This window comes from Bacillus sp. PK6-026 (assembly GCF_054161455.1).
Map to the genome: position 1 here is coordinate 2,056,555 of NZ_CP096418.1, position 26,692 is coordinate 2,083,246.

General features: G+C 43.2%; 21 protein-coding genes and 2 pseudogenes. 8 read left to right on the top strand and 15 right to left on the bottom strand.

Features of this window, described 5'->3' with window-relative positions; genetic code table 11:
• The first annotated feature begins 103 nt into the window (after window positions 1-103).
• The 3 genes from M1D59_RS10660 (at window position 104) to M1D59_RS10670 (ending at window position 3,565) form a co-directional block, all read left to right on the top strand.
• On the top strand, window positions 104-343 hold the full coding sequence (locus M1D59_RS10660) for a DUF2164 domain-containing protein (RefSeq protein WP_020451638.1): 240 nt from the start codon (window positions 104-106) through the stop codon (window positions 341-343).
• 43 nt (window positions 344-386) lie between these two features.
• A complete protein-coding gene (locus tag M1D59_RS10665) occupies window positions 387-1,055 on the top strand; it encodes a Crp/Fnr family transcriptional regulator (RefSeq protein WP_023857565.1) in 669 nt (222 codons plus the stop codon).
• 155 nt (window positions 1,056-1,210) lie between these two features.
• Window positions 1,211-3,565 carry a nitric-oxide reductase large subunit gene (locus M1D59_RS10670; protein WP_020451640.1) on the top strand — a complete coding sequence of 785 codons (2,355 nt, stop codon included), beginning with the start codon at window positions 1,211-1,213 and terminating at the stop codon, window positions 3,563-3,565.
• Window positions 3,566-3,609: 44 nt separating this feature from the next.
• On the opposite strand, the gene ric is transcribed toward M1D59_RS10670, so the two are convergent.
• Window positions 3,610-4,323, bottom strand: a complete 714-nt coding sequence (gene ric / locus M1D59_RS10675) for an iron-sulfur cluster repair di-iron protein (protein ID WP_075213281.1) — start codon at window positions 4,321-4,323, stop codon at window positions 3,610-3,612.
• A 165-nt stretch (window positions 4,324-4,488) separates the two neighbouring features.
• Between ric and M1D59_RS10680 the strand changes: the two genes are divergently transcribed.
• From M1D59_RS10680 to M1D59_RS10695, 4 genes are all read left to right on the top strand, one after another.
• Window positions 4,489-4,860, top strand: coding sequence for a DUF1360 domain-containing protein (locus M1D59_RS10680; RefSeq protein WP_020451642.1), 372 nt, complete (start codon window positions 4,489-4,491; stop codon window positions 4,858-4,860).
• A gap of 425 nt (window positions 4,861-5,285) precedes the next feature.
• A complete protein-coding gene (locus tag M1D59_RS10685; protein WP_025809984.1) occupies window positions 5,286-6,833 on the top strand; it encodes a cellulase family glycosylhydrolase in 1,548 nt (515 codons plus the stop codon).
• A gap of 98 nt (window positions 6,834-6,931) precedes the next feature.
• The gene (locus tag M1D59_RS10690) at window positions 6,932-7,189 is read left to right on the top strand and encodes a YnfE family protein (RefSeq protein ID WP_023857562.1); all 258 of its coding nucleotides are present in this window, start codon (window positions 6,932-6,934) and stop codon (window positions 7,187-7,189) included.
• A 26-nt stretch (window positions 7,190-7,215) separates the two neighbouring features.
• Window positions 7,216-7,722 carry a GNAT family N-acetyltransferase gene (locus M1D59_RS10695; RefSeq protein WP_101560930.1) on the top strand — a complete coding sequence of 169 codons (507 nt, stop codon included), beginning with the start codon at window positions 7,216-7,218 and terminating at the stop codon, window positions 7,720-7,722.
• Between the two features lie 600 nt (window positions 7,723-8,322).
• On the opposite strand, the gene M1D59_RS10700 is transcribed toward M1D59_RS10695, so the two are convergent.
• From M1D59_RS10700 to M1D59_RS10740, 9 genes and pseudogenes are all read right to left on the bottom strand, one after another.
• Entirely contained in the window at window positions 8,323-9,459 is a 1,137-nt protein-coding gene (locus M1D59_RS10700; RefSeq protein ID WP_095290649.1) for an alpha/beta hydrolase, read from the bottom strand.
• A 357-nt stretch (window positions 9,460-9,816) separates the two neighbouring features.
• Entirely contained in the window at window positions 9,817-10,374 is a 558-nt protein-coding gene (locus M1D59_RS10705) for a TetR/AcrR family transcriptional regulator (RefSeq protein WP_026579640.1), read from the bottom strand.
• Between the two features lie 21 nt (window positions 10,375-10,395).
• Window positions 10,396-11,574, bottom strand: a complete 1,179-nt coding sequence (locus tag M1D59_RS10710) for an MFS transporter (RefSeq protein WP_145929827.1) — start codon at window positions 11,572-11,574, stop codon at window positions 10,396-10,398.
• Between the two features lie 268 nt (window positions 11,575-11,842).
• On the bottom strand, window positions 11,843-13,249 hold the full coding sequence (locus M1D59_RS10715) for a right-handed parallel beta-helix repeat-containing protein (RefSeq protein ID WP_458118019.1): 1,407 nt from the start codon (window positions 13,247-13,249) through the stop codon (window positions 11,843-11,845).
• 137 nt (window positions 13,250-13,386) lie between these two features.
• Window positions 13,387-14,703: a branched-chain amino acid transport system II carrier protein gene (gene brnQ / locus M1D59_RS10720; protein WP_095290657.1), complete on the bottom strand. Its 1,317-nt coding sequence runs from the start codon at window positions 14,701-14,703 to the stop codon at window positions 13,387-13,389.
• A 529-nt stretch (window positions 14,704-15,232) separates the two neighbouring features.
• Window positions 15,233-15,334 (bottom strand): annotated as a pseudogene (locus M1D59_RS10725) (NADP-dependent alcohol dehydrogenase); the annotation flags it as partial.
• Between the two features lie 499 nt (window positions 15,335-15,833).
• Entirely contained in the window at window positions 15,834-16,934 is a 1,101-nt protein-coding gene (locus M1D59_RS10730) for an MBL fold metallo-hydrolase (protein ID WP_095290763.1), read from the bottom strand.
• A 210-nt stretch (window positions 16,935-17,144) separates the two neighbouring features.
• Window positions 17,145-18,410 (bottom strand): ATP-grasp domain-containing protein, encoded by a 1,266-nt coding sequence (locus M1D59_RS10735; protein WP_025810008.1) that lies wholly within the window; start codon window positions 18,408-18,410, stop codon window positions 17,145-17,147.
• A gap of 14 nt (window positions 18,411-18,424) precedes the next feature.
• Window positions 18,425-19,669, bottom strand: a complete 1,245-nt coding sequence (locus M1D59_RS10740; protein WP_023857547.1) for an MFS transporter — start codon at window positions 19,667-19,669, stop codon at window positions 18,425-18,427.
• A gap of 362 nt (window positions 19,670-20,031) precedes the next feature.
• Here M1D59_RS10740 and M1D59_RS10745 point away from each other — a divergent pair.
• Window positions 20,032-20,247: pseudogene (locus M1D59_RS10745) on the top strand (Tn3 family transposase); the annotation flags it as partial.
• Between the two features lie 101 nt (window positions 20,248-20,348).
• Here the strand turns inward: M1D59_RS10745 and M1D59_RS10750 are convergent.
• The 5 genes from M1D59_RS10750 to M1D59_RS10770 form a co-directional block, all read right to left on the bottom strand.
• Complete coding sequence (locus M1D59_RS10750; RefSeq protein WP_020451654.1) at window positions 20,349-21,410, bottom strand: enoyl-CoA hydratase/isomerase family protein; 1,062 nt, start codon at window positions 21,408-21,410, stop codon at window positions 20,349-20,351.
• 15 nt (window positions 21,411-21,425) lie between these two features.
• The gene (locus M1D59_RS10755) at window positions 21,426-22,211 is read right to left on the bottom strand and encodes an enoyl-CoA hydratase-related protein (RefSeq protein ID WP_020451655.1); all 786 of its coding nucleotides are present in this window, start codon (window positions 22,209-22,211) and stop codon (window positions 21,426-21,428) included.
• Window positions 22,212-22,291: 80 nt separating this feature from the next.
• Window positions 22,292-23,746 carry a CoA-acylating methylmalonate-semialdehyde dehydrogenase gene (locus M1D59_RS10760; RefSeq protein WP_216920699.1) on the bottom strand — a complete coding sequence of 485 codons (1,455 nt, stop codon included), beginning with the start codon at window positions 23,744-23,746 and terminating at the stop codon, window positions 22,292-22,294.
• Between the two features lie 18 nt (window positions 23,747-23,764).
• Window positions 23,765-24,652, bottom strand: coding sequence for an NAD(P)-dependent oxidoreductase (locus tag M1D59_RS10765; RefSeq protein ID WP_020451657.1), 888 nt, complete (start codon window positions 24,650-24,652; stop codon window positions 23,765-23,767).
• Window positions 24,653-24,667: 15 nt separating this feature from the next.
• A complete protein-coding gene (locus M1D59_RS10770) occupies window positions 24,668-26,383 on the bottom strand; it encodes an acyl-CoA dehydrogenase family protein (RefSeq protein WP_026579632.1) in 1,716 nt (571 codons plus the stop codon).
• Window positions 26,384-26,692: the final 309 nt, after the last annotated feature.

The following is a 26,692-nucleotide window of genomic DNA, read 5'->3' on the forward strand; positions in this document are numbered from 1 at the left end:
TTAATATCGGTAAGTGAGGGATAGTAAACGGATGTAAAAAATAAATGGTTCATTTGCGGACTTTTTCGTTTATCATGAAAATAAAAAAAGGAGTGCCGCTTTTATGTTTATAAAGCTTACGCAAGAAGAAAAGCAAGCGATCATCGAGGAAATCAAACGCTTTTATGTTGAAGAAAGGGGAGAAGAGGTTGGAGACATCGCGGCGATTCAAATGTTTGAATTCGTAAAGGAAAAGCTGGGCCCTTACTTTTATAATCAGGCGCTGAAGGACAGCCGCAGAGTCGTGGAAGAGAAGGCAGCGGCGATTGAAGAAGAGCTCTTTGCGCTGGAGCGCCGTCTGTGACAACGCGCTCTCCTTTAGCAAAACCGAAGGGATTGAAAGACCAATGGAGTTTCTGAAGCAATTTATGATTTTCAGCGGGCTGAATGATGAAGAGTTCAAACAAATCGAGCAAATCGCGGTCAAGCGCACCTATCAGCCGAGAATGTTTGTTTTTATGGAAGGGGAAGAGAGGGAAGCGGTATTCTTCATTAAATCCGGTCTTGTTAAAGCCTTTAAAATCGATGAAGACGGCAATGAGCAAGTGATTTCGATTCTGCAAAGCGGGGACATGTTTCCCCATGTCGGCTTTTTTGACCGCTCCCCATACCCGGCAACAGCCGAAGCCGTTCAGGAAACCGAGTTGATCGTAATCCGCATCGCTGATTTTAATGAACTTTTGATGAAATATCCGGAAATGACAATAAAAGTGATGCAAATCATGGGGAAAAAGATTCTCGATTTGCAAGAGCGGATCCAGGGTTTTATTTCAAAAGATGTCCAGCACCGCTTGACGCATGTATTAATGAAGCTCGCTGCAGAACACGGCATTCCTCAAGAAAAAGGGGTCTACATCAGCTTGCCCATTACCAATCAGGATTTTGCGAACATGGTCGGAACGTCAAGGGAAACGATTAACCGCACATTAAATGAAATGAAAAAGAAAAATCTGCTGACAGCTGACAGGAGCGGAATTTTCATACATGATACAGACTGGCTGAACGGCTGCAATTGAAGGATAAGATGAAGGCTTTCCATTGAACAACAGATGGAAAGCCTGTTTTTATTTTGTTCACAAATCCGCCATTATTTAAGTGATCTGGTTCACAACCGGTGTGCTGCATATCCAGTATCTTAGGACATGCAAAATCAAAAAAGGAGTGAACCGCAATGGAAGTTCAAAGAAAGACGGTGCCCGTTAAAAAAGCATCGAAAAACGGTTTTTTGAAATCTGTTCTCGTCTTTACTTTAATCGTTAGTTTTTCGGTGCTGCTTTTGGGAGGCTATTGGATCTTCAAAGGACTTGCACCAAGACCAGTTGAAGTGTCCGGGCCAAACGGAGAGGTGCTCATGACCAAATCGTCCATTTCAGGCGGTCAGGCCGTATTTCAAAAATACGCGCTGATGGATTATGGCACGATTTTGGGGCACGGATCTTACATGGGGCCTGATTACACGGCCGAAGCCCTGAAAATCTATACGGAAGGGATGCAGGATTTTAAGGCGGAGGCACGATACGGCAAGCGCTTTAAACAACTTTCAGATGAAAAGCAGTCCACCATCCGGAATCAAGTCATCCGCGAAATGAGAAAAAACCGTTATAATCGCGCGTCAGATACATTGAAGCTGACAGATGCGCAGGTTTATGGATTGCAGCAAGTGCGTGATCATTACCGCAATGTCTTTACAAAAGGAGACGGCTGGGGGCTTGAGCCCGGTTTAATTAAAGAAAGCCACATGCCTAAACGCGACAGAGCGTGGGTTGACAGCGAAGACCAAATCACGCAGATCTCCGATTTTATCTTCTGGACGGCATGGCTTTCCAGTACATTAAGGCCTGGCGACGACATTACGTACACGAACAACTGGCCGTATGATGAAGATGCCGGAAACACGATGTCATTTGCCGCCGTTTGGTGGAGCGGCGCAAGCGTCACCATCCTGATTTTATTTGTCGGCATTATTTTATTCGTGTTTTACCGTTACAAGCTTGGAATGAAAGAGGCTTACCAGGAAGGGGCGTTTCCGGTATTTGATCTGGATAAACAGCCGCTTACGGCGTCACAGGTTAAAACCGGAAAATATTTCGCCGTTGTGTCGCTGCTGTTTTTTGTTCAGGCCATGTTCGGAGCTTTGCTTGCCCACTATTATATTGAGCCGGACAGCTTTTTTGGGATCGATTGGATCAGGGATATGTTGCCATTCAGCATATCTAAGGGATTTCACCTCCAGCTGGCGATCTTCTGGATTGCGACTTCATGGCTCGGTATGGGCATTTATGCGGCGCCGCTTGTCGGAGGCCGCGAGCCGAAAAGGCAGGGGCTGCTTGTCGATATTCTGTTTTGGGCGCTGATCGTCCTTGTCGGCGGAAGCATGGCCGGCGAATGGCTCGGAGCGAAAGGCCTTTTAGGAAACAACTGGTTCTTATTCGGCCACCAAGGAATGGAATATATTGAACTCGGCCGCTTCTGGCAGGTCATTCTCGCACTCGGCATGCTGATATGGCTGTTTATCGTTTTCAGAGGCATTAAGAGCGGCCTCAAGCGGGAATCTGATAAAGGCGGTTTGATTCATCTGCTGTTTTATTCTTCGATCGCCATTCCGCTGTTTTACGGTGCAGCCTTTTTCTTTAATCCCGGCACAAATATTACAATGTCGGATTTTTGGCGGTGGTGGATTATCCATCTTTGGGTGGAAGGGATTTTTGAAGTCTTTGCCGTCGTGGTCATCGGCTTTTTGCTCGTGCAAATGAACCTGGTTACGAAAAAATCGACCGTCAGAACGCTTTATTTTCAACTGACGATCCTGCTGGGGAGCGGTGTCATCGGGATCGGACATCATTACTATTACAACGGTTCTTCCGAAGTTTGGATCGGCCTCGGTTCCGTCTTCTCATGCCTGGAAGTGATTCCTCTTACCCTGCTTGTATTGGAAGCTTATGAACAATACAAGATGATGAAAGACGGAGGCCATCATTTCCCGTATAAAGCAACGTTCTGGTTCTTGATTTCAACGGCGATCTGGAATCTGGTCGGTGCAGGGGTATTGGGCTTTTTGATCAATCTGCCTGCTGTCAGCTATTTTGAGCACGGCCAGTTCCTGACACCTGCCCACGGGCACGGGGCGATGATGGGCGTGTACGGCATGTTTGCCATTGCTGTCTGGCTGTATACGCTACGCAATATCGCCAAAAAAGAAGCGTGGAATGATAAATGGCTGAAAATAGCCTGCTGGTCGCTGAACATCGGCTTGTTCGGAATGGTGTTTATCAATTTGTTGCCGGTCGGTTTTCTTCAATTGAAAAAAGCGTTTGAAGACGGGTACTGGAGCTCAAGGGCGCCTGAGTTTTTACAGCAGGATACGGTGCAAACGCTGCTGACTTGGAGGGCTGTGCCGGATACGATCTTTTTAGCCGGAATCGTGATTTTGGTCATATTCAGCATCAGAGCATTATTCCATCTCCGCAAACCGACGCATCAGGAAGGAGAAGCGCTTCCAGTTAAAGACATTGCTTCAGATGAATAGATAAACAAAAAGACAGAGGAAGTGAAATCCTCTGTCTTTTTATTTTATTGATTGGCTTCCGCTTCAAGCCGCGGGAACAAAATATTGTTTTCCAGGTGAATGTGCTGAAAAAGATCTGTTTCCAATTCATCAAGCTTTAAGTAAGTCAGTGTATATGTTGTGCATGCCCCTTCAGGAAGGGTATAGTCATTGGTCACTTTTCTCAGTTCCTTCAAGATGCTGCCTGCGGCTTCATGCTCTTGTTCAAGGACATCGATCGCCTGAACCGCTTCTGCCAGGCTGTCCATTGATCGCGTCTCTTCATAGGCCGTCACTTTCGGGAAAATGAGTTCCTCTTCCTGAAAGAGATGGTGTTCCAGTTCAGTTTTCAGCTGATGGAACAATTGATGGACCTGGGCGAGTTCCGGATGATGGATGCCGTGAACCCGGTAGACTTTTGTGACAAAGCCTGATAGTTCAGGAAGCACCTCATACAGGTAAGCATGGTGCGTATGAATCACATGGTCGATCAGCTGTGAATACGGGGCTTCACTCCAGTTCGTCTCTTTTGCATTCAATGCCTTTGTCTCTTGATATAATGTATTGATTTTTGCTAAGATCTCTTCTTCATTTAAATCCTGTTCTTTTATCGCTTCACCGATCGGGCGGTTGCCCCCGCAGCAAAAGTCGATGCGATATTCTTTCAGCAGCCGGCTGGCTCTTGGAAAACGCGTAACAATATCACCTGTTTTTGTGTTTTGATCAAATACTGCTTCCATTTGTAAAACCTCCTGAAGTGTTTTTTATGCTATGGGTTAAATGTAACGGGTTCACCGATGGAAAATCGTGATCTACATCACATTCGGGAAAAATGACAGAAAAAGCAATAAGTCAGAAGAAATCGGGAAATAGCTATAGATAACTTTTCATGTTGGAGGCCTGCAATGGAGCATTTATCCTGGCTTACATTTACGATGCTGATTCTCGCCAGTTACCGGCTAACTCATTTGATTGTTTTTGACAAGATCACGGAGTTTATCCGGAAACCGTTCATGAAGAAAAAGCAGACGGTTGATGAACAAGGGCATGTAGAAACGAAAAAAGTGCCGAAATCAAACTTCGGCTATTTGCTGAATTGCTATTGGTGCGCAGGGATATGGTGCGCTTTGATCATCGCTGTCGGGTATCTGATTGTCCCAAAAACGATATTCCCGTTAATTTTAATTTTATCGGTCGCAGGTGGACAGGCGATTCTTGAAACGTTTGTCGGTGTCGCAACAAAACTTGTCAGCTTTTTCTCTGATTTAAAGAAATAAACCATTCCAAGCGGATGGTTTTATTTTTTTGACAATAAAGTGACACAAACAGCAGAGAGAACATGTCCGCTTTGTGAACTTTTTACAGCGATTTTTTCCCGGTTGCCGCATTTTAGGCAGAGGGAAGACATTATTTTGAAGAAGAATCAGGTTTTAAAATTTCGAATTGAGAGAAAAAGGAAGCACAAAGTCCCCGGTCATACTTTTTTAGCTTTTCATCATTAGCATTCAGACCTCCCATTTCATACGAAAAGAGGAAATAGATAGATTTTCAAAACGAAAAAAACGTGAAATATGGTTGATAGACAATCAATGAATAGTTTTTTTACAATCAGTAACGTGCTACAAGCCAAGAAAGGGGTGAAAATGTCTGCCAGAAAGTGTTTTTGGAAAATAACATCATTGGAGGAAAAAGAATGTCATACATGAAACGTTCCATTTCTGTCTTCATCGCCTGCTTCATGGTAGCAGCACTCGGCATCAGCGGTATCATCGCACCTAAAGCGTCTGCCGCTTCTCAAACACCCGTTGCTGTAAACGGACAGCTCACCTTGAAAGGTACGCAGCTCGTCAATCAAAAAGGAAAAGCGGTTCAGCTGAAAGGAATCAGTTCACACGGGCTGCAGTGGTATGGCGATTATGTCAACAAAGACTCGTTAAAATGGCTGAGAGACGACTGGGGCATCAATGTCTTCCGCGCGGCTATGTATACGGGTGAAGGCGGCTATATTGACAATCCGTCGGTTAAAAACAAAGTGAAGGAAGCCGTCGAAGCGGCAAAAGAACTCGGAATCTATGTGATCATCGACTGGCACATACTGAGCGACGGCAATCCAAACCAAAACAAAGCGAAAGCAAAAGAGTTTTTCAACGAAATGTCAAGGCTTTACGGCAAGACGCCAAACGTCATTTTTGAAATTGCTAACGAGCCGAACGGCGATGTCAACTGGAACCGTGACATTAAACCTTACGCTGAAGACATTTTGTCCGTGATCCGCAAAAATTCTCCGAAAAATATTGTGATCGTTGGGACAGGCACTTGGAGCCAAGATGTCAACGATGCGGCGGACAATCAGCTGAAAGACGGCAATGTCATGTACGCGCTCCATTTTTATGCGGGTACGCACGGTCAGTCTTTGCGGGATAAAGCAGACTATGCACTCAGCAAAGGAGCGCCGATTTTCGTCACAGAATGGGGAACGAGCGATGCTTCCGGAAACGGCGGTGTCTACCTCGACCAATCCAGGGAGTGGCTGAAATATTTAGACAGCAAAAAAATCAGCTGGGTAAACTGGAGCTTGTGCGACAAACAAGAGTCGTCAGCTGCTTTAAACTCCGGCGCCTCTAAAAAGGGAGGATGGTCTCAATCCGACTTATCCTCATCAGGTAAATTCGTCAGGGAAAACATCCGCAGCGGATCAAACGGTTCGTCAGGAGACTCTGGATCGGATTCGAAAGGGTCAGATCAAAAAGACCAGAAAAAGGATCAGGATAAACCAGGTCAAGACAGCGGCGCTGCAGCCAACACGATAGCAGTACAATACAGAGCGGGGGACAACAATGTAAACGGCAACCAAATCCGCCCTCAACTCAACATTAAAAACAACAGCAAAAAAACCGTGTCTTTAAATCGAATCACTGTCCGCTATTGGTATAAAACGAATCACAAAGGACAAAATTTTGACTGCGACTATGCCCAAATCGGCTGCAGCAAAATCACGCACAAATTCGTCCAATTAAAAAAAGCGGTAAACGGAGCAGACACGTATCTTGAAGTAGGATTTAAAAACGGTACATTAGCGCCGGGTGCAAGTACAGGCGAAATCCAGATCCGTCTTCACAATGACAACTGGAGCAATTATGCCCAAAGCGGCGACTATTCATTTTCTTCAGGTTCAAACACATTTAAAAATACGAAAAAAATCACGTTGTATGAGAATGGAAAACTGATTTGGGGCGCTGAACCTAAATAACGGCACTTTAACGGACACCGAATTTGGTGTCCGTTTTCGTATATATTATAATGGAAGGAATGAGGAATATTTTTGTAAACATGAAAGGAGATGGATGTATGAATGAAACATTGCAGCAATACATGATGCTTGTCAAGGAAAACTACGACACGATCAATGGACCTGATTACGCAGGCAAAGAGGAAGACATTGAAAAGCGAAAAAAACAAATCGAGCTTTACGCCAAAACGCTCCAGCAAGGTTTTTCAACAGATGACGACTATGATGAATTCGCAGATGCCGTGATTAAATGCGCATACGGAGATCTGACAATGGAAGAATTAGAAACGGTTTATCGGGAATTAACGTCTTCATAATCAATAAAATAAGGGGGAGAAGAACCATGAAAGATACGATCATGAAGACAGACCGGATGATTTTGCGAAAAATGAGGCGTGATGACGCCGAAAACCTGCTCGAAATCTTTTCTGACCCGACAGCCATGGAATATTATCCATCGACAAAGAATGAAAAACAGACATTGCACTGGATCGACTGGACGCTTGAAAACTATGAAAAACACGGAACCGGCCTGTGGGTTGCCGAACATAAACAAACAGGCGAATTTCTAGGTCAATGCGGTATCGTGCCACAGGAAGTCGAAGGATCGGACGAAATGGAAATCGGCTATTTGTTTAAACGGAGCGTCTGGAAAAACGGCTATGCAACCGAAGCGGCATCAGCATGCAAACAGTATGGATTTGAGTCATTTCACCTGAAAAAAATCGTATCTTTACCTGATGCGAAAAATCTGCCGTCCAGAAAAGTTGCCGAACGAATCGGCATGACTTTAGAAAAAACGATACATAAATGGGGAAAAGAAATTGCCGTATATTCAGTTTATCGATAAAATTTTTTATTCTGTCTCACTAACTTGAGTATACTTTGATATTGAGACAGAATTTCTTTTCAATCCTTAACTTCCGAGAATATATATTATGTAAACTAGAAAAAATGAAGGTCAGGATTATGCAATGTTCCTCCATCAGCTGTACGACACAAAACCCTTGGTTGCATTAGCCCATGAACTACTTTCACTAAACAGTTCTTTGACATAAAATGCAGCCATAATTTCCATTCCTATAACCCATTCTTCGCAAACTCCTTTAACTTACATTGTAATTTTGGCTGGTTCTTTCAACTTTACTTTACTGATTTGAAATGTTCACAACATTATATGTAATATTTCATTGACTTCAACATCAGCATTCACATGTAATGTATTAACTTCATTCCATACATTAAGCATGCAGTTTGCATATTCATTTAGTTTTAATTGGACGCGATTCTCCCAAATCAACACTCATCTCAGTATCTAGACAAAAGCTTGTATCACTTAAAAACAATGCCTGAAATATGAGAGAGCCGATAACCGCGTAATAGGGTTATCGGCTCTGTGTCTGTACGGCTAGCTCTTTGACATGCGTTTATCAGCAACCTCTCGGCTATGTCACTTGTTGCTGGTCTTCTTGATCAAGTCCACGCCATCGTATGCCAGACTTTCCACACTTGCAGCCTTCTGCAGTATGTAATGATCAAAAAAGTTCTTCGTATAGTTTGTAACAAGATTTCGCATCTCCATAGCATCCCGTTCGCCTCTGAGTTCCTCATTAACACTGGTAAACACGATGTCGCAGTAATCTAAATGCGCAACACGATCAACAGAGAAATAATAGGTTTCCATGCTGTTGTTAGCGCCAATGATCGCATTCATATTATAGTTAGGTTCAGAAAACAGTAGCAAAAAGGGTTTCTTCAGGTCGCTGTCGCGAAGGCCGAACGCACCGCTATCCAAGCCAATCCCGCAGGCGAACCGGTCGTCGTCCCGGCAAACAATCGCCGTCGTAGGCCCTCCATAAGAATGTCCGACTATGCCCATGCCGATGTCAAGCAACAATCTGCCCTTAAAGATGGAATTCAGTTCTCCAGAGTCCAGTTTGTAAAGATAATCGGCTACATACCTTACATCTTCTGCCTGTAATTCACTATACTCTGTTAACTTGGCAAGTATCGGCAGTGTAAGCACGTTACGGCACATCTCAATGGCAGTTTCATCGTCAGGCCGCATCTCCATCTTACCAGCCAACGCCAGCATCTCCGGATCTTCAGAAAACGCCATAATGGCATCCGAAAAATCCTTTGATACATTAAACAGGCGCCCATCTTTACGCTTATACATCGTGCTATTCTGATGGCCGATGCTTACCACAACATATCCCATGCTTGCCAAGTCTGTACAGATCACTGTACCCCATTCTGGAGAACCGCCCCCGCCGCATACATAGAATAACACCGGATAGCGCTTTTCCTTCCCGGAGAGAGCAAGGTCGTCGTAACACTGGGTCTTGATATCTATAGAGTAAGCATCCTTCAACGCAGTGAGAAGTGGCTGCTCATCAAGCATTTCGTAGACCTCAGGAAACATGTACGTTGATGCAGTCTTGCCTTCGCTACTGTCGGACGGATAGTACACAAACGCCGTCAGTTCTCTTTTTGAGTGGTCTGATGCCGTGTAATCAAAATCCATCTGGGTTCGACCGACAGTATAGCCGCCAATTGGTTCTGGAAATGCGTCATAAGTTTTCATTTTCTTGTTCCCCCTTAATTAATAAAAGTCAGCAAAGTACTTGCTGAAGATTCAAAGAAAAGCCACAATTTTATATAGACACTTCTTAATGGAGGTAACTTAAAATTAATTTGTTATTATAAAAATGGGGGACGGTAATAGACTAAAGTTAGTGAAATAAGAGCTTCTACAAATGAAATCGAAATGATAATCTTATGATTCACAGGTGATTTTCTAGATATTAACTTTTGACCGATATAGTTTAGGAAATAAAACACAAGAAAGAAGCATACGATTCCAAAAATAACTCCAGACAAGCGGCCTCCCCCCTTCTGCCTTTCAACCATGGATTCCAGCTCTAAATTAAATCAGATGCACCTACAATAGTCCGCGCCAAAAAATATCAAATGATATCTCTAAAGACCGTTCAAATGATTGTTTGTTTTCGTATACCAGTTGAATGTTAAGCCCGTCATAAAGCGTAATAAAGCCTATCGCACATTTCTCCGGCGGACAGTTCACATCCGATTCCTTAAAAACATTCGCTACCCGTTCTTTTAAAGTATGCAGATATAAAAGGTATTGGGCTGAAATAAAATCGCTTACTTCAGCAGGCGCCTTAAAGGACATTGCCTGCAAAAAAGCTACATTTGGCAATGCATGAAAACGGACTTGGGTTTCTTTTAAAAAGTCATATATTTGACTCTTTGCAGGCATATGTTTTCTTGAATCGAAGAATTCGTTGATAAATGAAATTTCCTCTTCCACAATCTCGGGGTATATTTCCATCAGCAGCTCTTTTTTTGACGAAAAATGATAAGCGAGAGATTGTTTTCTGATTCCTAATTCTTGTGCGATATGCGACATTTTGACTCCCTCATATCCCAATTCATTAAATTGGCGAACCGCTGTACGCTTTATATTCTCTCTGGTCAATATACCGTCCTCCCCTATTTTTCAGGCTGTTTTTCTCTTCATGCAGATATATAAAATATATAATAAAAGAAACAGAAGGTACATGAAAATGGCGGTAATATAGATCTCCCGATAGGAATAAACCGTCGCCACCAAACCTAATAATAAGGACCCTCCGCCAATCCCCATATCGAAAAAATTAAAGAACGTTCCCATTGCATCCTCATGTTCATGCTCTTCCACAAGATTGATACACCATGTTTGGATGGCGGGAAAAATTGAGCCGAATCCAAAACCGTAGCATATAGCCGCTGTAAAAAACATTGCATTTGTTTGCGCGAAATATAATATTGACAGCCCTGCTATTGAAAATAGCGAGGCGGGAATAAGGATGGCGGCAGCTCCGTATCGGTCAAATGTTCTGCCGGAAATAAGCCGTATAAAAAAACTGGCTCCTGCAATCAAAAAGAAAAACATCCCGACACTATGAAACCCCTTTTCGATTGCATAGAGCGAAAAGAAAGACATAATTCCAGATGCAGCAATACCAACGAATAAAATAAGTATTGACGGAAACAGTACACGTTTTTCCAATACTTTTAACTTTGCAGTTCCTTTTCCGCCAGTGCCAGTTGTTTCCGGCTGTCTTCGCACGAAAACAGCCATAAGTACCGCCAGCAAAAGAACGGACATCCCGCCTAAAAAAAGTCTTTGAAAATCATAAAGCTCCAGAGCCGCGATACCGATCATCGGTCCAACGGAAACTGCAATTGTCTCACCTACTCCAAAATATCCAATGCCTTCCCCTCTCCGCTCTTTAGGGATAATTTCGGCTGCGATTGTCGCAAAATAGGTCGTCGCCAATCCAAACCCGGCCCCATGTATTAAGCGAATCAATAATAAAACGCTGACATCAGACGCCAGGTAATAGGCTCCTGTTGAGAAAGCGCTGATCACAATTCCTAAAATGAGCAAATATTTTTTATTGAACCGTAAAGCCAATGCCCCTGCAAAAGGACGAACAGCAATTGCAGAGATCATAAAAATACCTGTAACATACCCGACTTGTTTTGCCCCTCCCCCAATAGCCGTCACAAACAAAGGCAATGTCGGCAATAACATTTCAAATACCATAAACAAGAAAGCATTTGCAAACGTCACAAAAACAAATGACAATGACCACATTTTTGCAGTATGTATTTTTTCTACATTCAATTCCATTTGGCTACCTCTCACTCACTGATTTTATTTTCCTTCTTAAGCATTCACTTTAACTGACCACGGTCAGTTTGTAAATATAATTTAAGCTATTAATAAGCAGAATTTAAAAAATAAAACTTGATTAAACTGACTGTTGACAGATAGAAGTTGAGTCGCAAAGGGTATCTTCCAATAAATAAAAAAGCTACTCTCAAAGAGTAGCTTTTGTGGTGCGTGCAGGCATTAAACTTCCATACGCTTCATAAATTAAACCTGTTTTCCTATGAAATTATTTAACGAGCGGCCAAGCCGGTGAAGCCGGATCTAATGTAAAGTCATAAGACGTCTCGTCGCGATACATCGGATCGGCATAAATCGAGTCTTGATCTTGATTTGTCGCATGTTGATACGACGAAAACGAGTCGTATTCATTCTGTTTCCAAATCCACAGACCGTCTTTGCCGGCTTCCTTGTGGTACACGTTATGATTTACTTTATTTCCTTCATTTTTCGTAAAATCGTTTGCGATAAATATTCGCGAATCGCTTGCTGTGATGATGTTCTTTTCAATTTTGTTGCTTTTTGTGTCATACTGGAGCAAAAGCTGTCCGCCGTCCAGCCCCTTTGTATCATTGCGGTAAACAATATTGTGCGCAATAACAGAATGGCTGGTGCCTCCCCGCTTTTGGTCGTATCCGCCGATAGAAATGCCCGTGTACGCATTCTCATACACTTTGTTGTCGGTTATTTGAATATCATCAGCATATTTCCCTTTATGTTCAGACGTTGCTTCTATCCCGATATCGTTGCCGTAGACCGTGTTTTTCTTAATGTCAATGCTTTGTCCTCCGTCAACATAAATTCCGCCCGCAGAGTAATCATCCCCATAGGCGGGATTTCCGTAAGTGGAGTTATTGTAAACCGTGTTGTTTTCTACGATACCGTTGCGCACAAAATCGTTTTGAGCGGCCGTTCCTTCATAACCGATCAGATCAATTCCAATGTTATTATTGTCGCGAACCACATTGCCTCTCACCGTGAAACCGTCAATGTTTCCGTTCAGCACAACCGCTTCACTCGCCCCGAGTGTCAGCTTTTCAACCGTATTGTCCTCGATCTTAATGTCTTTCATGCTGCCGGAGCCATAGACGGCAATCCCGTGGGCATTGCCGTCATCCGCTGTTGTTTTTATATCCCGGACGTGATTGTTTTTAATGGTGATATGACTGCTGGAGCCTGAAACATAAATTCCGATGGCGGTTGCTTCTTCCGATGAAACGGAAAGGTCTTGAATCGTCAGGCCGTTGATTGTGATGTACTGTTGATTGTGAATCTGAATGAGCGGTGTTTCATATTCAGCGTCCTGAATAGATTTTCCGCTGATGACGACTTTTTCATTCTCATAGTTTTGAAATGTGATAGGCTTTTCAGCCGACCCGCTCTCCTTCACATCAAGCGTTTCATGATACGTGCCTTCCCGAATCATAACAGTTGTGCCGGGGACAGCTTTTTTTGCTGCATGTCCCAGAGTTCGAAACGGCTTTTCTTTCGTTCCTTCATTTTGATCATTTCCATCGGGGGAAACATACAAGCTGTTAGCCGGTTCTGCTTCTTTTGCTCCGGTCTTATCGTAAGCAAAAGCGATGATAACAGAAACTAAAATACACGCTGATAAAATAAAATACCATTTTCTCATACTCAGCTCTCTTTTCTTTTCAAAATGGATAAACTAACACCATTATAGAATATCCATTTATGGAAAACCATCGCAAACATTTGAAAGAAAAAGGCAACCCTGTGATCAAAGGGTTGCCTCCATGTTTATGAATTTATTCAGCACTTCCGCAGTCTATGAATAATATAGCCGCCTATTCCTCCTAGAATCGCCGGAAGCACCCATCCTAATCCGATGTCATACATCGGGAGAAACTGATTGAAAAATTGATTAATAGCTGCAATTTTGAGTCCGGCAGCATTCAGGCCGTCAAACAAGCTGATGATAAAGGTCATTATCAGACTGCCTTGATACACTTCCCTCTTCCCTTTAAATAAGGGATGTAAAAATGTTAAGAATATTAAAGAAATCGCAATGGGATACAAAGTTGTTAAAACCGGCATTGAAACGTTAATCAGCTGTGTTAATCCTATATTTGCTACAAGGGTGCTGAACATTGATAGAATGACAGCAATTTTTTTGTAGGAGATGTTTGGAAACAAGCCGTGGAAAAACGAAGAGCATGCTGTGATGAGTCCCACACTTGTTGTCAGACATGCCACTGTGATCATTAAGCCCAAAAAAACGGAACCATATGGTCCGAAATAATAGGATGAAACCTTCGCTAAAACCTCGGCTCCATTTTCTAATAGACCCAGTTTTTCAACGCTGGAAGCCCCCATGTATGAAAGCGCTGAATAGATCAGAGCCAGGAGCGCTGCTGCAATCGCCGTCGATTTTGCACAAACGATCATGAGCTGTTTTTTGGAGACCGCTCCCTTCTCTTTCATGGCGTTCACAATGATGATTCCAAATACAAAAGCGACAAGGGCATCAAGTGTAAAGTAACCTTCTTTGAACCCTTTAAAAAACACGTGTGATGCATATCCTGCAGACGGAGCTTGAAAGCTTCCGATTGGATGAATAATTGCCGTAACGACGAGCAATCCGATAAATGTTAATTTAATAGGAGTTAAAAATTTTCCGATAACATCAATAATTTTAGTTGGATTCAGAGACAGCAAGCAGGCCACCGTGAAAAATAATACGGTAAATATGATTAAGGCGACAGGGCTTGCATCATGAGATAAAAAAGGTTTAACCCCTATTTCAAACGATACATTACCGGATCTGGGAATCGCGAAAAAAGGGCCGATTGCTAAATAGAGAACCGTCGTAAATACAATTCCGAACAATGGATGCACACGACTGGCCAGAGACTGCAAATCATTTTTTCCTGAAAAAACGAATGCGGTAATGGCGAGTAATGGCAATCCGACTCCGGTCACTAAGAATCCTGCATTGGCTGTCCATACATTCTCTCCGGCCATCTGACCAAGCATAGGCGGGAAAATGAGATTTCCTGCACCGAAAAATAATGCAAACAACATTAGTCCTATGATTAGGATAAATGAAAAAGGAATTTTTTTTGCCATCATGAGTCCTCCGATTCGGGTTAAGCTATTAGTGTGTTTGTAGTAGTCAGCAGTGTAGCACGATAAAAATTTCATAAATGAATGTCCTGAATTATCAGTAAATATTAAATAAAAGTACTATCCTACTATAGTAGCTGTTGCTTGTATTGTCAAAGGTTTCGTCTGTATATGCTTTTACTTTGAAATGGATTTACAAGTTTGTTACAACATGTAAAAATAATAACGGAAAGGAAATTCACATGTGGGAGGTTGTGAAATGCCATTAGGGCCTGCAATCATTTCGGTATTAATAGTATTCGGCATCGTATATGTCATCATGAGAGCTGTGAGAAAATCTAATTGATGGCAGAACGTCTCAGCTCTAACTCCCTTGTCGCAAACTGCTCTTTTTCAGAGACCCAAGCCCGCCAATTTCCAAGCGAGACATATAGAATGAAGCTGTATGTCCATCCAATCTGCTGAAATTGCCGGATCATGCCAAAAAAGGCCAGTCAAATAAAATGTCTGGCCTCTCTGTATTACATATGATTTACAAAGTGGAGATATCAATCACGAATCGATAACGCACATCGCTGCGAAGTACGCGCTCATACGCTTCATCTACTTGTTCCGCTCCGATGACTTCAATCTGATGAGTTTTCCACTCAATACTTCAAAGAAAATCCTGTTGACGTAGAACACTTGTTAAATTTTTGGTGATACAATAGATATTGACAACTACATACAAAGTAGTATTGATGACGGAAGCTTCAGTGAGCATGATTTAGGAAATGGTATAAAACTTATCCTTACTATTCTCCAACCTATTTTATTACTTCAGTGAGCGAAACTCCAATTGATGAAAACAAGTTTCAGGTCAAGGCCAGGACAAACAGCTATGGGGTATGTAAGTGTTATAACAGCAATCCTTTTAGTGAGCGCATTATATGGCATCGCAACAGGGGCAATTGCCTATTGGATATTTAATATAATCAAGTTTCTTTCAAAAAAATTCAGTCATGATTAAAGGAATGCAGACTAAAAAGTTTGCAGCCAAATAAAATAGAGAAAAAGCCGTCTCCGGTCTGCGCGGGAAACGGCTTTTTTTAGAGTTGCAAAGGATATGACTTGTATACGGATAAACGGCCTGTTTACATATCCCACCAAAAGGACTCGGGAAGCGAGTATTGGCCGTTTAACAGGATTGTTTCACCAATCGCGGGAGCAATCATGTTGGCGCCTTTTTTCTCAGCTTCTTTCAAAGCACGTTCAATCGGCTCTTTCCAGCCATGATAGGCGAGGGTGAACGCGCCCCAGTGAATCAACATCATGTTCTTTCCTTTTACATCTTTGTGGGCTTGTACAGATTGTTCGGGTGTCATATGAATCCCGGACCAGCGTCTGTCATATTGACCGCCCTCCATTAAGGTGATATCAAAAGGGCCGTATTTTTTGCCGATTTCCTTAAAATGTTCATCATATCCTCCGTCGCCGCTCGTATAAAAACGCGTATGTTTTCCGAGGATAACCCAGCCGCCCCACAGGGTCGTGTTTCGATTCAACAACCCTCTACCCGAAAAGTGTTTGGACGGTGTCAAGGCTATCGTCAAACCTTGAAACTCCGTTTCATCCCACCAATTGAGCTCTGTGATTTTTTCTTTCTCAACTCCCCACCGTATCAAGTGTGCGCTGGCTCCGTGGGGAACGAAGAAATGACCGGCCTTTTCCTTCAGTTTTAAGATGGATGGATAATCTAAGTGATCATAATGATCATGTGTGATCAAGACGGCGTCAATCGGCGGCATATCATCGACCATATGCAGGATGTCTTCGCTGTAGCGTCTGCTTCCGATAAATGATACGGGTGAAGCGATTGGACCCAGCATAGGATCTACGAGTATTTTTTTGCGGTCGATGCTCAGTAAAAAAGCGGAATGTCCAAACCACGTTAAGCTGTCTTCGTTACTTTTAACTGTGCTCCAATCGATCTTAGAAACAGGGATTTGACCGGAAGGGTTGCGTTCCTTGCCGCCGGAAACAGCGTCTCTCATCATCGAGAAAACGCCGGAGATTCCGCCCATATCCATTTTTTCTGGAGCCTGATTGACAAATTTGCCATCTGCATAATTGTCAAAGCTTTGATACAGCTTTTTTTGTTCTGTGCTTGGATTTCCCCCAAACACGGGGTGTAAATTGATGAATAACAAAACAGCCGCGCAAAATACGATGATAAAAATGAATAAAAACATCATGATTTTTTTCATTGTTCCTTCCTTTTTAGGATGATATCTTGCTGCTTCCTATTCTACCGATTATACTTGCATCATCGCCAGTGTAACGCTGTACTGTTTGAGATAATACCATCGTAGCTGAATACCGTGCATAACTAAACAGCGAATAAAAATTTAAAGAACCCTTCGAATTTGAAGAGTTCTTTTTTGAGGCACCTTGACATAGACAAGTCATGTGCCACATTTCTTTTTAAATGAAGGTTTCCATTCTGACAAGTCCTGATAAACAAATGTTATATTGTCACATATTTCATAAGCAACTTCATACATATGTTCTATATCCTTAGCTGTAAATAATATACTTCCTTTGCGCCCTGTACTGTCAACAATAGGTGATATGGTGTCACCCTCTTTTACAAATAGATCAATTAATACGACCTCGGAAATGTTAGCTAGCTCATTGTATTTGATTTCTTTTATGCAACCTGGTTTTGGAATCAAGCTTAAAGACATAGCTTGACATTTTGAAGGTACACATCTAAATTCATCTATAGTCTTGGTAGCTAACGCATCATAATAGTATCCAAATTGAGATATGCCGGTTGTTAGTTCCACCATTTTCCATATGTTTCCGCCACCTATCCTAACTTGAGACTCTATGATTATTGGCTTTTTTTGTTTGTCTAACTTTACCTCTGTATGAGTAATGCCGTCTTCCAGTTGCATGTCCTCCAAAAATAGCATTACTTTCTCCATAATTAATTTTTTTTGGGATTCATCTATAGGTGCCGGCATAATAGTATAGTTTATTATAAACGTATCTTCTTTAAATATTTCAGCTGATATAGCTAGTATAGAGTGTTTTTTGTTATAAGAAACGGTTTCGACCGTATAAACTACGTCACCTTCAACGTACTCTTCCACTAAAACAGGTAGTTGAATACCATTATCTTTAATAAATACCTCTACGTTATCTCCCGTGTCTAGCTTAGACACTCCTATACCACCTGCACCAATCGGAGGCTTTATTATAATGCTGCCTTTTTTGTTCAAAAATTCATCAATGTCTTTTATGTTATTGCAAACTGTCGAATCTATCGAAAAGTCTTTGCCTGCTAGAATTTCACGCATCATGTCCTTATTGCGGGTTATCATATTAGCATTGTAAGAAGGTCCTTTAACATTAAAAATCTTTGCAATTATGCAAGCCGTATCTAAGGCTGCTTCGTTGAAAGATACTACCACCTCAAATGGTTTCTCTTTGTACAATTCTTCAGCATAGTATACAGACAAGGGTATATTTGTTGTGTCTATTTCTTTTTTATAGAAACACTTTTCTAAAATAGTTCCATCAAAGTATATGTGTTTAGTGTAAGACCCTATATACGAAACAGTATACCCCCTATCTAAAGCATCTTGTATAGGTTTTGTCCATCCCCCTATAAATAAAATGTGTGGTGTATTTTCTATGTCGATTCCTTTTGATATCTTATACATCATAATCATCTCCTCTATAATGAACTCGTATATTCAATTTCGGTTCCTTTTGATACGCCTCGCCTTAACAACATCATTAAACACAATGTTGTTCCGAAGCCCCCTATAAATAACGTAGTTTGAAGCCCGAATATAGAAACTAAAAATGCACTAGCAAAACTTCCTAATGCCCAAGCTCCCCAATTAAGCGTACGCTGTACAGCATTTACTCTGCCTAGCATGTGACTTGGTGAAGCAAGTTGTCGTATGGTTGCAGAGTAAGGGCCAAATACACCTTCTCCCATGCCATGTATGATACTTGCAGCTACTATACCGTAAACGGTTCCCAAATATCCCATTATCGGTATAAAGGCCAGACCGATAACTGATACAGTAGCGCTATAAATAAGCATTTTTGTATTATTAATTTGTTGACTTTTTTTCATGAGTAATGTATTGCCTATTAAAAATCCCACCGCTGCTGAACCTACAACAAAGCCTATTTCAAGTTCAGATAGACCCATTACCTTATAAAGGAATATTACTAAAATACTATTTAGTATGTATTTAAAAAAACCGTAAACAGCGCCACAGCTTACAATTGGTTCTAATACAGGGTGTTTTTTAAAATATATCAAACCTTCATATATGTCTTTGTATACGGATTTTATATTTGCGTTTTTTAAAGAGCCCTCTGTATGCGGTTTAAACTTTGAAATAAATAATACAAACACAAAACAAACAAAATACGTTACTGCGTCAACAGTGAAAGAGCCTGTTAATCCAACTAGAGTAATAACGATTCCTGCTAGCATAGGACCAATTACTATAGAGAGAGACTCTGAAAGAGCTAGTAGTGCATTTCCTTTTTTTAAGTTGTCTTTATCTGTTAATATTTCAGGCAAGAAAGAGGGAATTGCAATGTTGTAAAACGTAGTAAATACTCCATTCAAAAACATGAGAAACACCAATAAAGGGAACGTTATTATATTTGTTACAGTCAGTATGAATACTGCTAAAAATAAAACGCCTTGACATATACTACAAATTAGCAAAATATTTTTTCTGTGAAGGATGTCTATCAAAGCACCAGCTACTAATCCGAAAATTAGGTAGGGTATGAATATAATCCCACGAAGCATGGCAGCATTTGCCTCACTTGTTTGTAGCACCTCTAATGCAAAAAGAGGCAAAGCTACTATTGTAAACTGGGTACCTAACAAACTTACAGACTGTCCTAGCCAAAGCTTGTAAAAATTAAAATGTATTTTATTTTTCATAATAACCCCCTATTAATTCATATTATTCGAAACCTTTATACGCCAGTTCCCTTATTCAGCATTGTTTTGGGCGTCTCAATTGTTATTAACCTCCATCCATAGTATATCTCCTATGATGACCCTCGTACGCGTTTGCGAATGTAAAAGCAAGATATCAAAATTGTAGTTTTTGTTTTGATGTTCAACTATAGGTGTAATTATATTGAAACAAATGACCTCAGTTTTTTAAAAAGCTGAGGTACTCTCCAATGATCCTAATGAATGTACAGCATCAATAATCAACGAATTTATAAAACCATATCATTGAACAGGAAACATTTATCGTTGAGATTAGTGTGGATTATGAGAATCACGTGGAGGAATTGAAAAATACAATTCTAATTTTGGATTACATATCAAATGAATCCTTACGTCGTCGTATCAGTGAAAAAAGGTGAGACCATGAATGGCCTTGCGAGCGCCTTATTTTTGGGAAACGAGGGGAATTGGGATGGGAACATATTAATTTTCTTGGAGTATACACCTTTGATATGAAGAATATAGCAAGCTTAGGTTCACTCAGCCCTCTTAATCAATGAATTAAAGCCGATGGTACCTTAGCATATTGTTGGTGGCCCCCAGATAGAAACCGTGGGAGGTTTACAAAAAAAGAGCTGACGTTAATCGTCAGCTCCAGCTTTTAAAATCGGACAGATTCAGAAGGTTGGAAAAACCGGTCCACCGCTTCATAGGTTACATCTGAAACGTGCCGGTACTTGTAGTTCGGCGATTGATCACGGTCGATCAGGACGGACCGGACGCCTTCGAAGAAATCGTCGTGCTTCAAAAAGTTCTTCGCCAGCACAAGATCCGTGGCAAAGCATTCTTCCAATGTTTTTTGACGTCCGTCCGCCAGCTGTTTCAATGTGATTTTCAATGAAAATGGCGCTTTTGAAAGCATCGTTTTTTTCACATTCGAGCTAAAAGTGCTTCCTTCGCTTTCGAGCGATTGAAGGATCTCTTCGAGCTTATCATACTTAAAATGCCGGTCAATCGCTTGCTGATCACGGGCGAGCGTGCTTTCTTGGGAGGGCTTCGTTTTCGATTCGCCGATCAGCTGATTGAGCTTTTCTTCAACGTTTACAAGGCGCCAATCTGTTTGTTCCACTGTTTGGATCAATCGTTCTAAAGCGCCGCTCTCCATGTAGGCGTCTGCCCCATTGATATACAGCACGTCTGCCGCATGGATGACAGATGCCGTTAATCCAAGATATCTTCCTATGTGTCCCGGAGCTCTGTTTAAAAAATAGGCTGCCCCGACATCCGGAAAGAAACCGATATTCATTTCAGGCATCGCCCATTTTGTCCTCTCCGTGACAATCCGGTGGCTGGCCCCGTATGTCAGGCCGACGCCTCCCCCCATGACGATCCCATCCAAGCAGGCGATGATCGGTTTCGGAAATCGATGGACTGCCATATCGACTTCGTACTCTGTTTCAAAAAAGCGCTCGGCTTCTTGCAGGGCCTGTTTTGACGAACGTGCTTCATAGAGTGCCTTAATATCCCCTCCGGCACACAGTCCTTTTGGTCCTGCACCTTTGATGAATACAACAGAAACGTTTTGATCTGTCTCCCACTCGTTTAATTTTTCACCAATCAGACGGACCATGTCGTATGTGAGGGAGTTGAGCGCTTTCGGGCGATTCAAAACAATCGCTGCGGCGCCGTTTTGATTAAGGGAAAACAGCACATCATCGGACATCTGGATCCACTCCTTTTATGAATGATGAAAGTTTGGTTTGCGCTTTTCGACAAATGCGTGAATTCCTTCTTTGGCATCTGAAGTGACAAACAGCTCGGCGAATCTGTTTCGCTCTCTCTCCAGTGCCTGTTCCATGCTTTCAGAGGCGCCCTGTACGACACATTCAACGGCGCGTCTCACGCTGGTCATGCTTTTTCCTTCGATAAAAGACGACGCGACCCCTTCTGCCGTCTTCATCAGTTCCTCCCCCTTTACCGCCATCTGCGCAATTTTCAGCTCTACCGCTTCTTGAGCTGAAAGCGTTCGGCCCGTCAGGATGAGATCGAGTGCTGTCGCTGTATCCGTTATATTGCGAAGCCGCTGTGTACCTCCAAATGCGGGAATCAAGCCGAGCTTTAATTCGGGAAGGCCGAGTGTTGCATCGTCTGATACGATTCTGAAGTGGCAGCTCATTGCGAGTTCCAGGCCTCCGCCAAGAGCCGGTCCGTTTATCGCCGCAATGACGGGCTTATTGGAAGCTTCGATTTCATCACAGAGCGCCTGGCCCCCTTGTGCGAGTGCCAGCCCTTGTTTTTGGTCCCCGAGTTTTGAAACGAATTCTTTTATATCCGCTCCCGCCACAAAAAATCGTCCTTCTCCTGTGACGATGATCGCTTTTGTCTCCTCGTCGCGGGCCAATTCCCGAAAAAGAGAGCGCAATTCGGCGATACAGGAAGAAGAGAGTGTATTTGCCGGCGGATTGTTCAACGTGACGGTCGTGATGCTATGTTCGGTTTTAAGTGTGGCATATTTCAAGTTCAATATGGATCCCTCCCTGTTGAAATAGAAAAGGCCCCTCTGAAAAAATCTGTTGCGCATGAGAGGGAGCCTTATGTTAAGAATTAGAACCAGCGTTCGGTGACGACCTTTTTGCGCGTGTAAAACTGGACGCCATCTTTTCCGTTTGTCCCAAGGTCTCCATAGAAAGAGGCCTTGTTCCCTGCGAAGGAGAAGAATGCCATCGGAGCTGGTACGTTGACATTGACGCCGATCATTCCGGCATCGATTTTGTCGCGGAACTGCTGGGCGCTTTTCCCGCTCGACGTGTAAATGACAGCGCCGTTGGCAAACTTGGATTGATTGGCGAGCTCGATCCCCTCATCAAGGTCTTGTACGCGGACGACGCTCAAGACCGGCGCAAAGATTTCGTCCTGCCAGATTTTCATCTCCGGTGTTACATGATCGAAAATCGTGGCTCCCACAAAATATCCTTCCTGAACATCCGGATTGCGTCCGTCCACGGCGAGTGCGGCTCCCTCTTTTATACCGCTGTCGATATAGTCAAGAACGCGTTCTTTATGAACTTCGCGGATCAGCGGGCCGACAAAGTGATCCTCTGATCTGCCATCCCCTGTCTTCAGCTTCCGTGTTTCAGACACGAGCATTTCCATGAAGTCATCGGCGATGTCATCAACGACCGCCGCGACGGAGCAGGCCATACAGCGTTCTCCGCTGCTTCCGAATGCCGCCCCGATGATGCCTTGAACCGATTTTTCAAGATGACAATCCGGCATCACAATCGCATGGTTTTTTGCGCCGGCCAGAGCCTGAACGCGCTTCCCGTTGGCTGTGCCCGTTTGATACACATATTTTGCGACCGGTTCTGAACCGACGAAGGAGACGGCTTTAATATCATCGTTCTCCAATATTCCGTTTACAACATCCTTTCCTCCATGAACGAGGTTCAGCACACCTTTCGGAAACCCTGCTTCATAAAACAGCTCGACAAGCTTTCCGGCAAGAATAGGAGTGCGTTCCGAAGGTTTCAGGACGAACGTGTTTCCGCAAGCAATGGCGAGCGGAAACATCCACAGAGGAACCATCATTGGAAAGTTAAACGGCGTAATACCGGCGACGACCCCCAAAGGATAGCGCCAAATCGATCCGTCGATGCCCCCAGCTATCGCGGGCAGGGATTCTCCCATCATTAAAGTAGGTGTGGCTGTCGCAAGCTCAACAACTTCGATTCCGCGCTGCACTTCGCCTCGGGCGTCTTTCAACGTTTTGCCGTTTTCTGTCGTAATGATGTCTGCCAATTGTTCTTTTCGCTCTTGAAGAAGCTGTAAATATTTGTATAAAAGTCTCGTCCGATTGGGGACAGGCACAAGTGACCAGGTCTGATAAGCGTGTTTGGCAGCCTGCACGGCACGATCTACATCCGCTCTCACAGATAGGGGCGCATAAGCGATGACGTTTCCGTTTGCAGGATTGACGACTTCTTCAGCTTCCGTACCTGAGGAATTCACCCACTCCCCGTCGATATGGTTCATAATTTTCTTGGCATTCGTTGTGATCATGTACTTTCTCACCTCTCCTTACCGATAAGTTGTCTTCTGTTCGCTTATTTTTTTGTATAAAACAGACATATCTTTGTCGCCGTATCCATTTTGATCGGCTTCTTCATAGATGCCGAAGAGAATCTTGCTCACCGGCAGTTCAACCTCATTTTTCTCAGCCAAATCCAGTGCAAAGCCAAGGTCTTTCAGCAGCAGCTTCAAAGAAAAGCCAGGTTCATAGTTTTCATTCGCTATGAAACTTTTATAGTTGCGCTCATAGATTCGGCTCTGCCCATAGCTGACGTTCAGCATCTCAAACAATTTTTCGAGATCGAGATTGCTGTTTTTGGCAAGATGCAAGGCTTCACTGACGCCGGCTGTATAAAAACCGATTAAGAGGTTGTTGATCAGCTTCGTATTCGTTCCGCTGTCGATGTTTTCGTTCACATGAAAAATATTCTCGCCCAATACGTTGAAAATAGGCAATGCTTTATCAAAAACAGACTTCGGCCCCCCGACCATAAAGGTAAGCGTCCGGTTGACTGCTCCGATTACACCGCCGCTGACCGGCGCCGCAAGAAAATCAATTCCTTTGCTTTTCGCTTCCTCTGCAATCCGGATATTCAGTTCAGGAGCGACCGTGCTTGTATCAATCAGAAGGACGCCTGGTTCAGCCAGGTGTACGAGCCCCTTTTTCCCCAGAAAAACCTCCTCTGCAGCTTTTGATGAAGGAAGGCTTGTCAGGATGGCGTCACACTCTTTTACCATCTTTTCAACTGAAATCCCGATCGTTCCCCCTGCATGATGCAAGGCCAATTCAGCTTCTTTGTTAAGGTCCGTTCCATATACCGCAAAGTTCTCCTGAAGCAAATTTTTCGACATGGGCAGACCCATGTTGCCCAAACCGATAAACCCGATTTTTTTCAAACGGTTTCCCTCCGATCACACCGTATATTTTTCATGAGCGGCTATTTTCTCTGCGATTTCGCGTTTTTGAGCAAACAGATTGCTGAAAAGGGGCAAAGTAAGGCTGTGAACCTCTTCCAATTCGAGCTTTCTTTCAGCTTCATCAGATTCTATGCCTGATAAGGCGGTTACCGCCATCTCTTCGATTTTGCGGAAGCCTTCTTCACAAATAACGTTCGTCATCATTTCTTTCAACCGTGCTTTTTCGCTTCCGTATCTTTTGGTTGCCTTTTCGGTCCGGAGGGCGGCGGATTCCATCACATAGAGTTCTTTTTGCATGTCGGCGAGAATCCGCGCGTATTCCTGCTCCTTTTGAATGTTCACGCGGGAGCGTTTAAGCGCTTTTAATGTTTTGCCGAAAAGCCTGTTGGACAGCTGAATAAACCGCCGGTTTCGGTTTTCCCCGCTGCTTAATTGAGCTTCCGGCTCTGAGATGCCGTTTTGCTTCACTTCTTTCATCATCAGTTTGGCGATCGTCAAACGGTTAATCTCGTTTGTCCCTTCGAAAATCCGGCTGATCCTCGCGTCCCGGTACAAACGTTCGACTTCGTACTCCTGCATGTATCCGTAGCCGCCATGAATCTGTACCGCCTCGTCTGCATTTCGGTCGAGTATTTCGGAGCAGTGAACTTTATTGATCGCGCATTCGGATGCATAGTTTGTGAGTTTTCTCAGTCTGTCGTCTAATGGCTCAGCCGAATTTAAAACATGGTCCAGGCAGTCTGCCGTTCTGTAAGCAGCGCTTTCGGCGCCGAAAATCGAAATTGCCATGTCGGCAATCTTTTCTTGAATCATTGAAAAACCGATGATCGGCTTGTTAAATTGTTTGCGCTGTTTGGCGTAGCTAACGGCAAGGTTCAATGCTTGCTTTGCCATTCCAATGTTCGAAAACGCGAGCTTTAAGCGGGCCATGTTTAAAATGTTCAAAGCGACGTGATGACCTTTCCCGACATGACCCAAAACATTATCGTTTGGCACCTCGACTTCTTCGAGGATTAAGGTTGCCGTCGAAGACCCTTTGATTCCCATCTTCTTCTCTTCAGGTCCGATGGAAACGCCTTTAAACGAACGTTCGACGATAAATGCTGTCATGCCTTCCGCCGTTTTTGCAAAGACAACATATACATCAGCTACTTGCGCGTTCGTAATCCACTGTTTTTCCCCGTTTAAAACCCAGGCTGTTCCTTCCCCATTCAAGACGGCCGTCGTTTTTGCGTTTAAAGCATCTGAGCCTGCGCCCGGCTCTGTCAGAGCATATGCTCCGATCCATTCGCCCGATGCCAGTTTCGGAAGGTATTTTCGTTTTTGTTCTTCTGTTCCATAATAAATATACGGCAATGTCCCGACGCCCGCATGAATATTAAAGGAGACGCTGAACGATCCGCCGGCTCCCATTTTCTCTGCTACTAACCCGGAAAGCTTCTTGCTGAGTGAAAGGCCGCCGTATTCCTCAGGAACTTCGATACTGAGCAATCCGAGCTCTCCCGCTTTTTGAAACAATTTTTTCACGCTTTCGTGATCCTGCTGATCGATCGATTCAAGAAGGGGCATGACTTCATTTTTGACAAATGATTCTGTCGTTTTTGAAATCAGTTGATCTTCCTCTGTGAAATCTTCCGGCGTAAATCCTTCAGCAGCCGATTCGTGTTGAGAAATCAAGGGTTCATTCCATCGAATTTTTGCTTTCCCCATTGCTTTCCTCCTCGCTTCCGCTAAAAAGAGTGATAAACTGAGATAAAAAGACGATGAATCCGCTTACATTTTACCTGATACGAATCATCGTCTCCTTTTCTCATCCAGATAAGGACCAACCAATTATGAAGGGCACGGTTGTTTCGGTCATTTAGCAGGCTTTTCTTCTGCCTGTCGCCGGAACACAGCCCCGCTTTTTTGTTTCATGAAGCAACTGTTCCGCGAAAAGCTCCGGGCAGTGCAGCTGATGTGTAAGTTATGAAGCTTTTAATATCAGCTTATCAAATAATCGGAAGATTTCCAAATGTT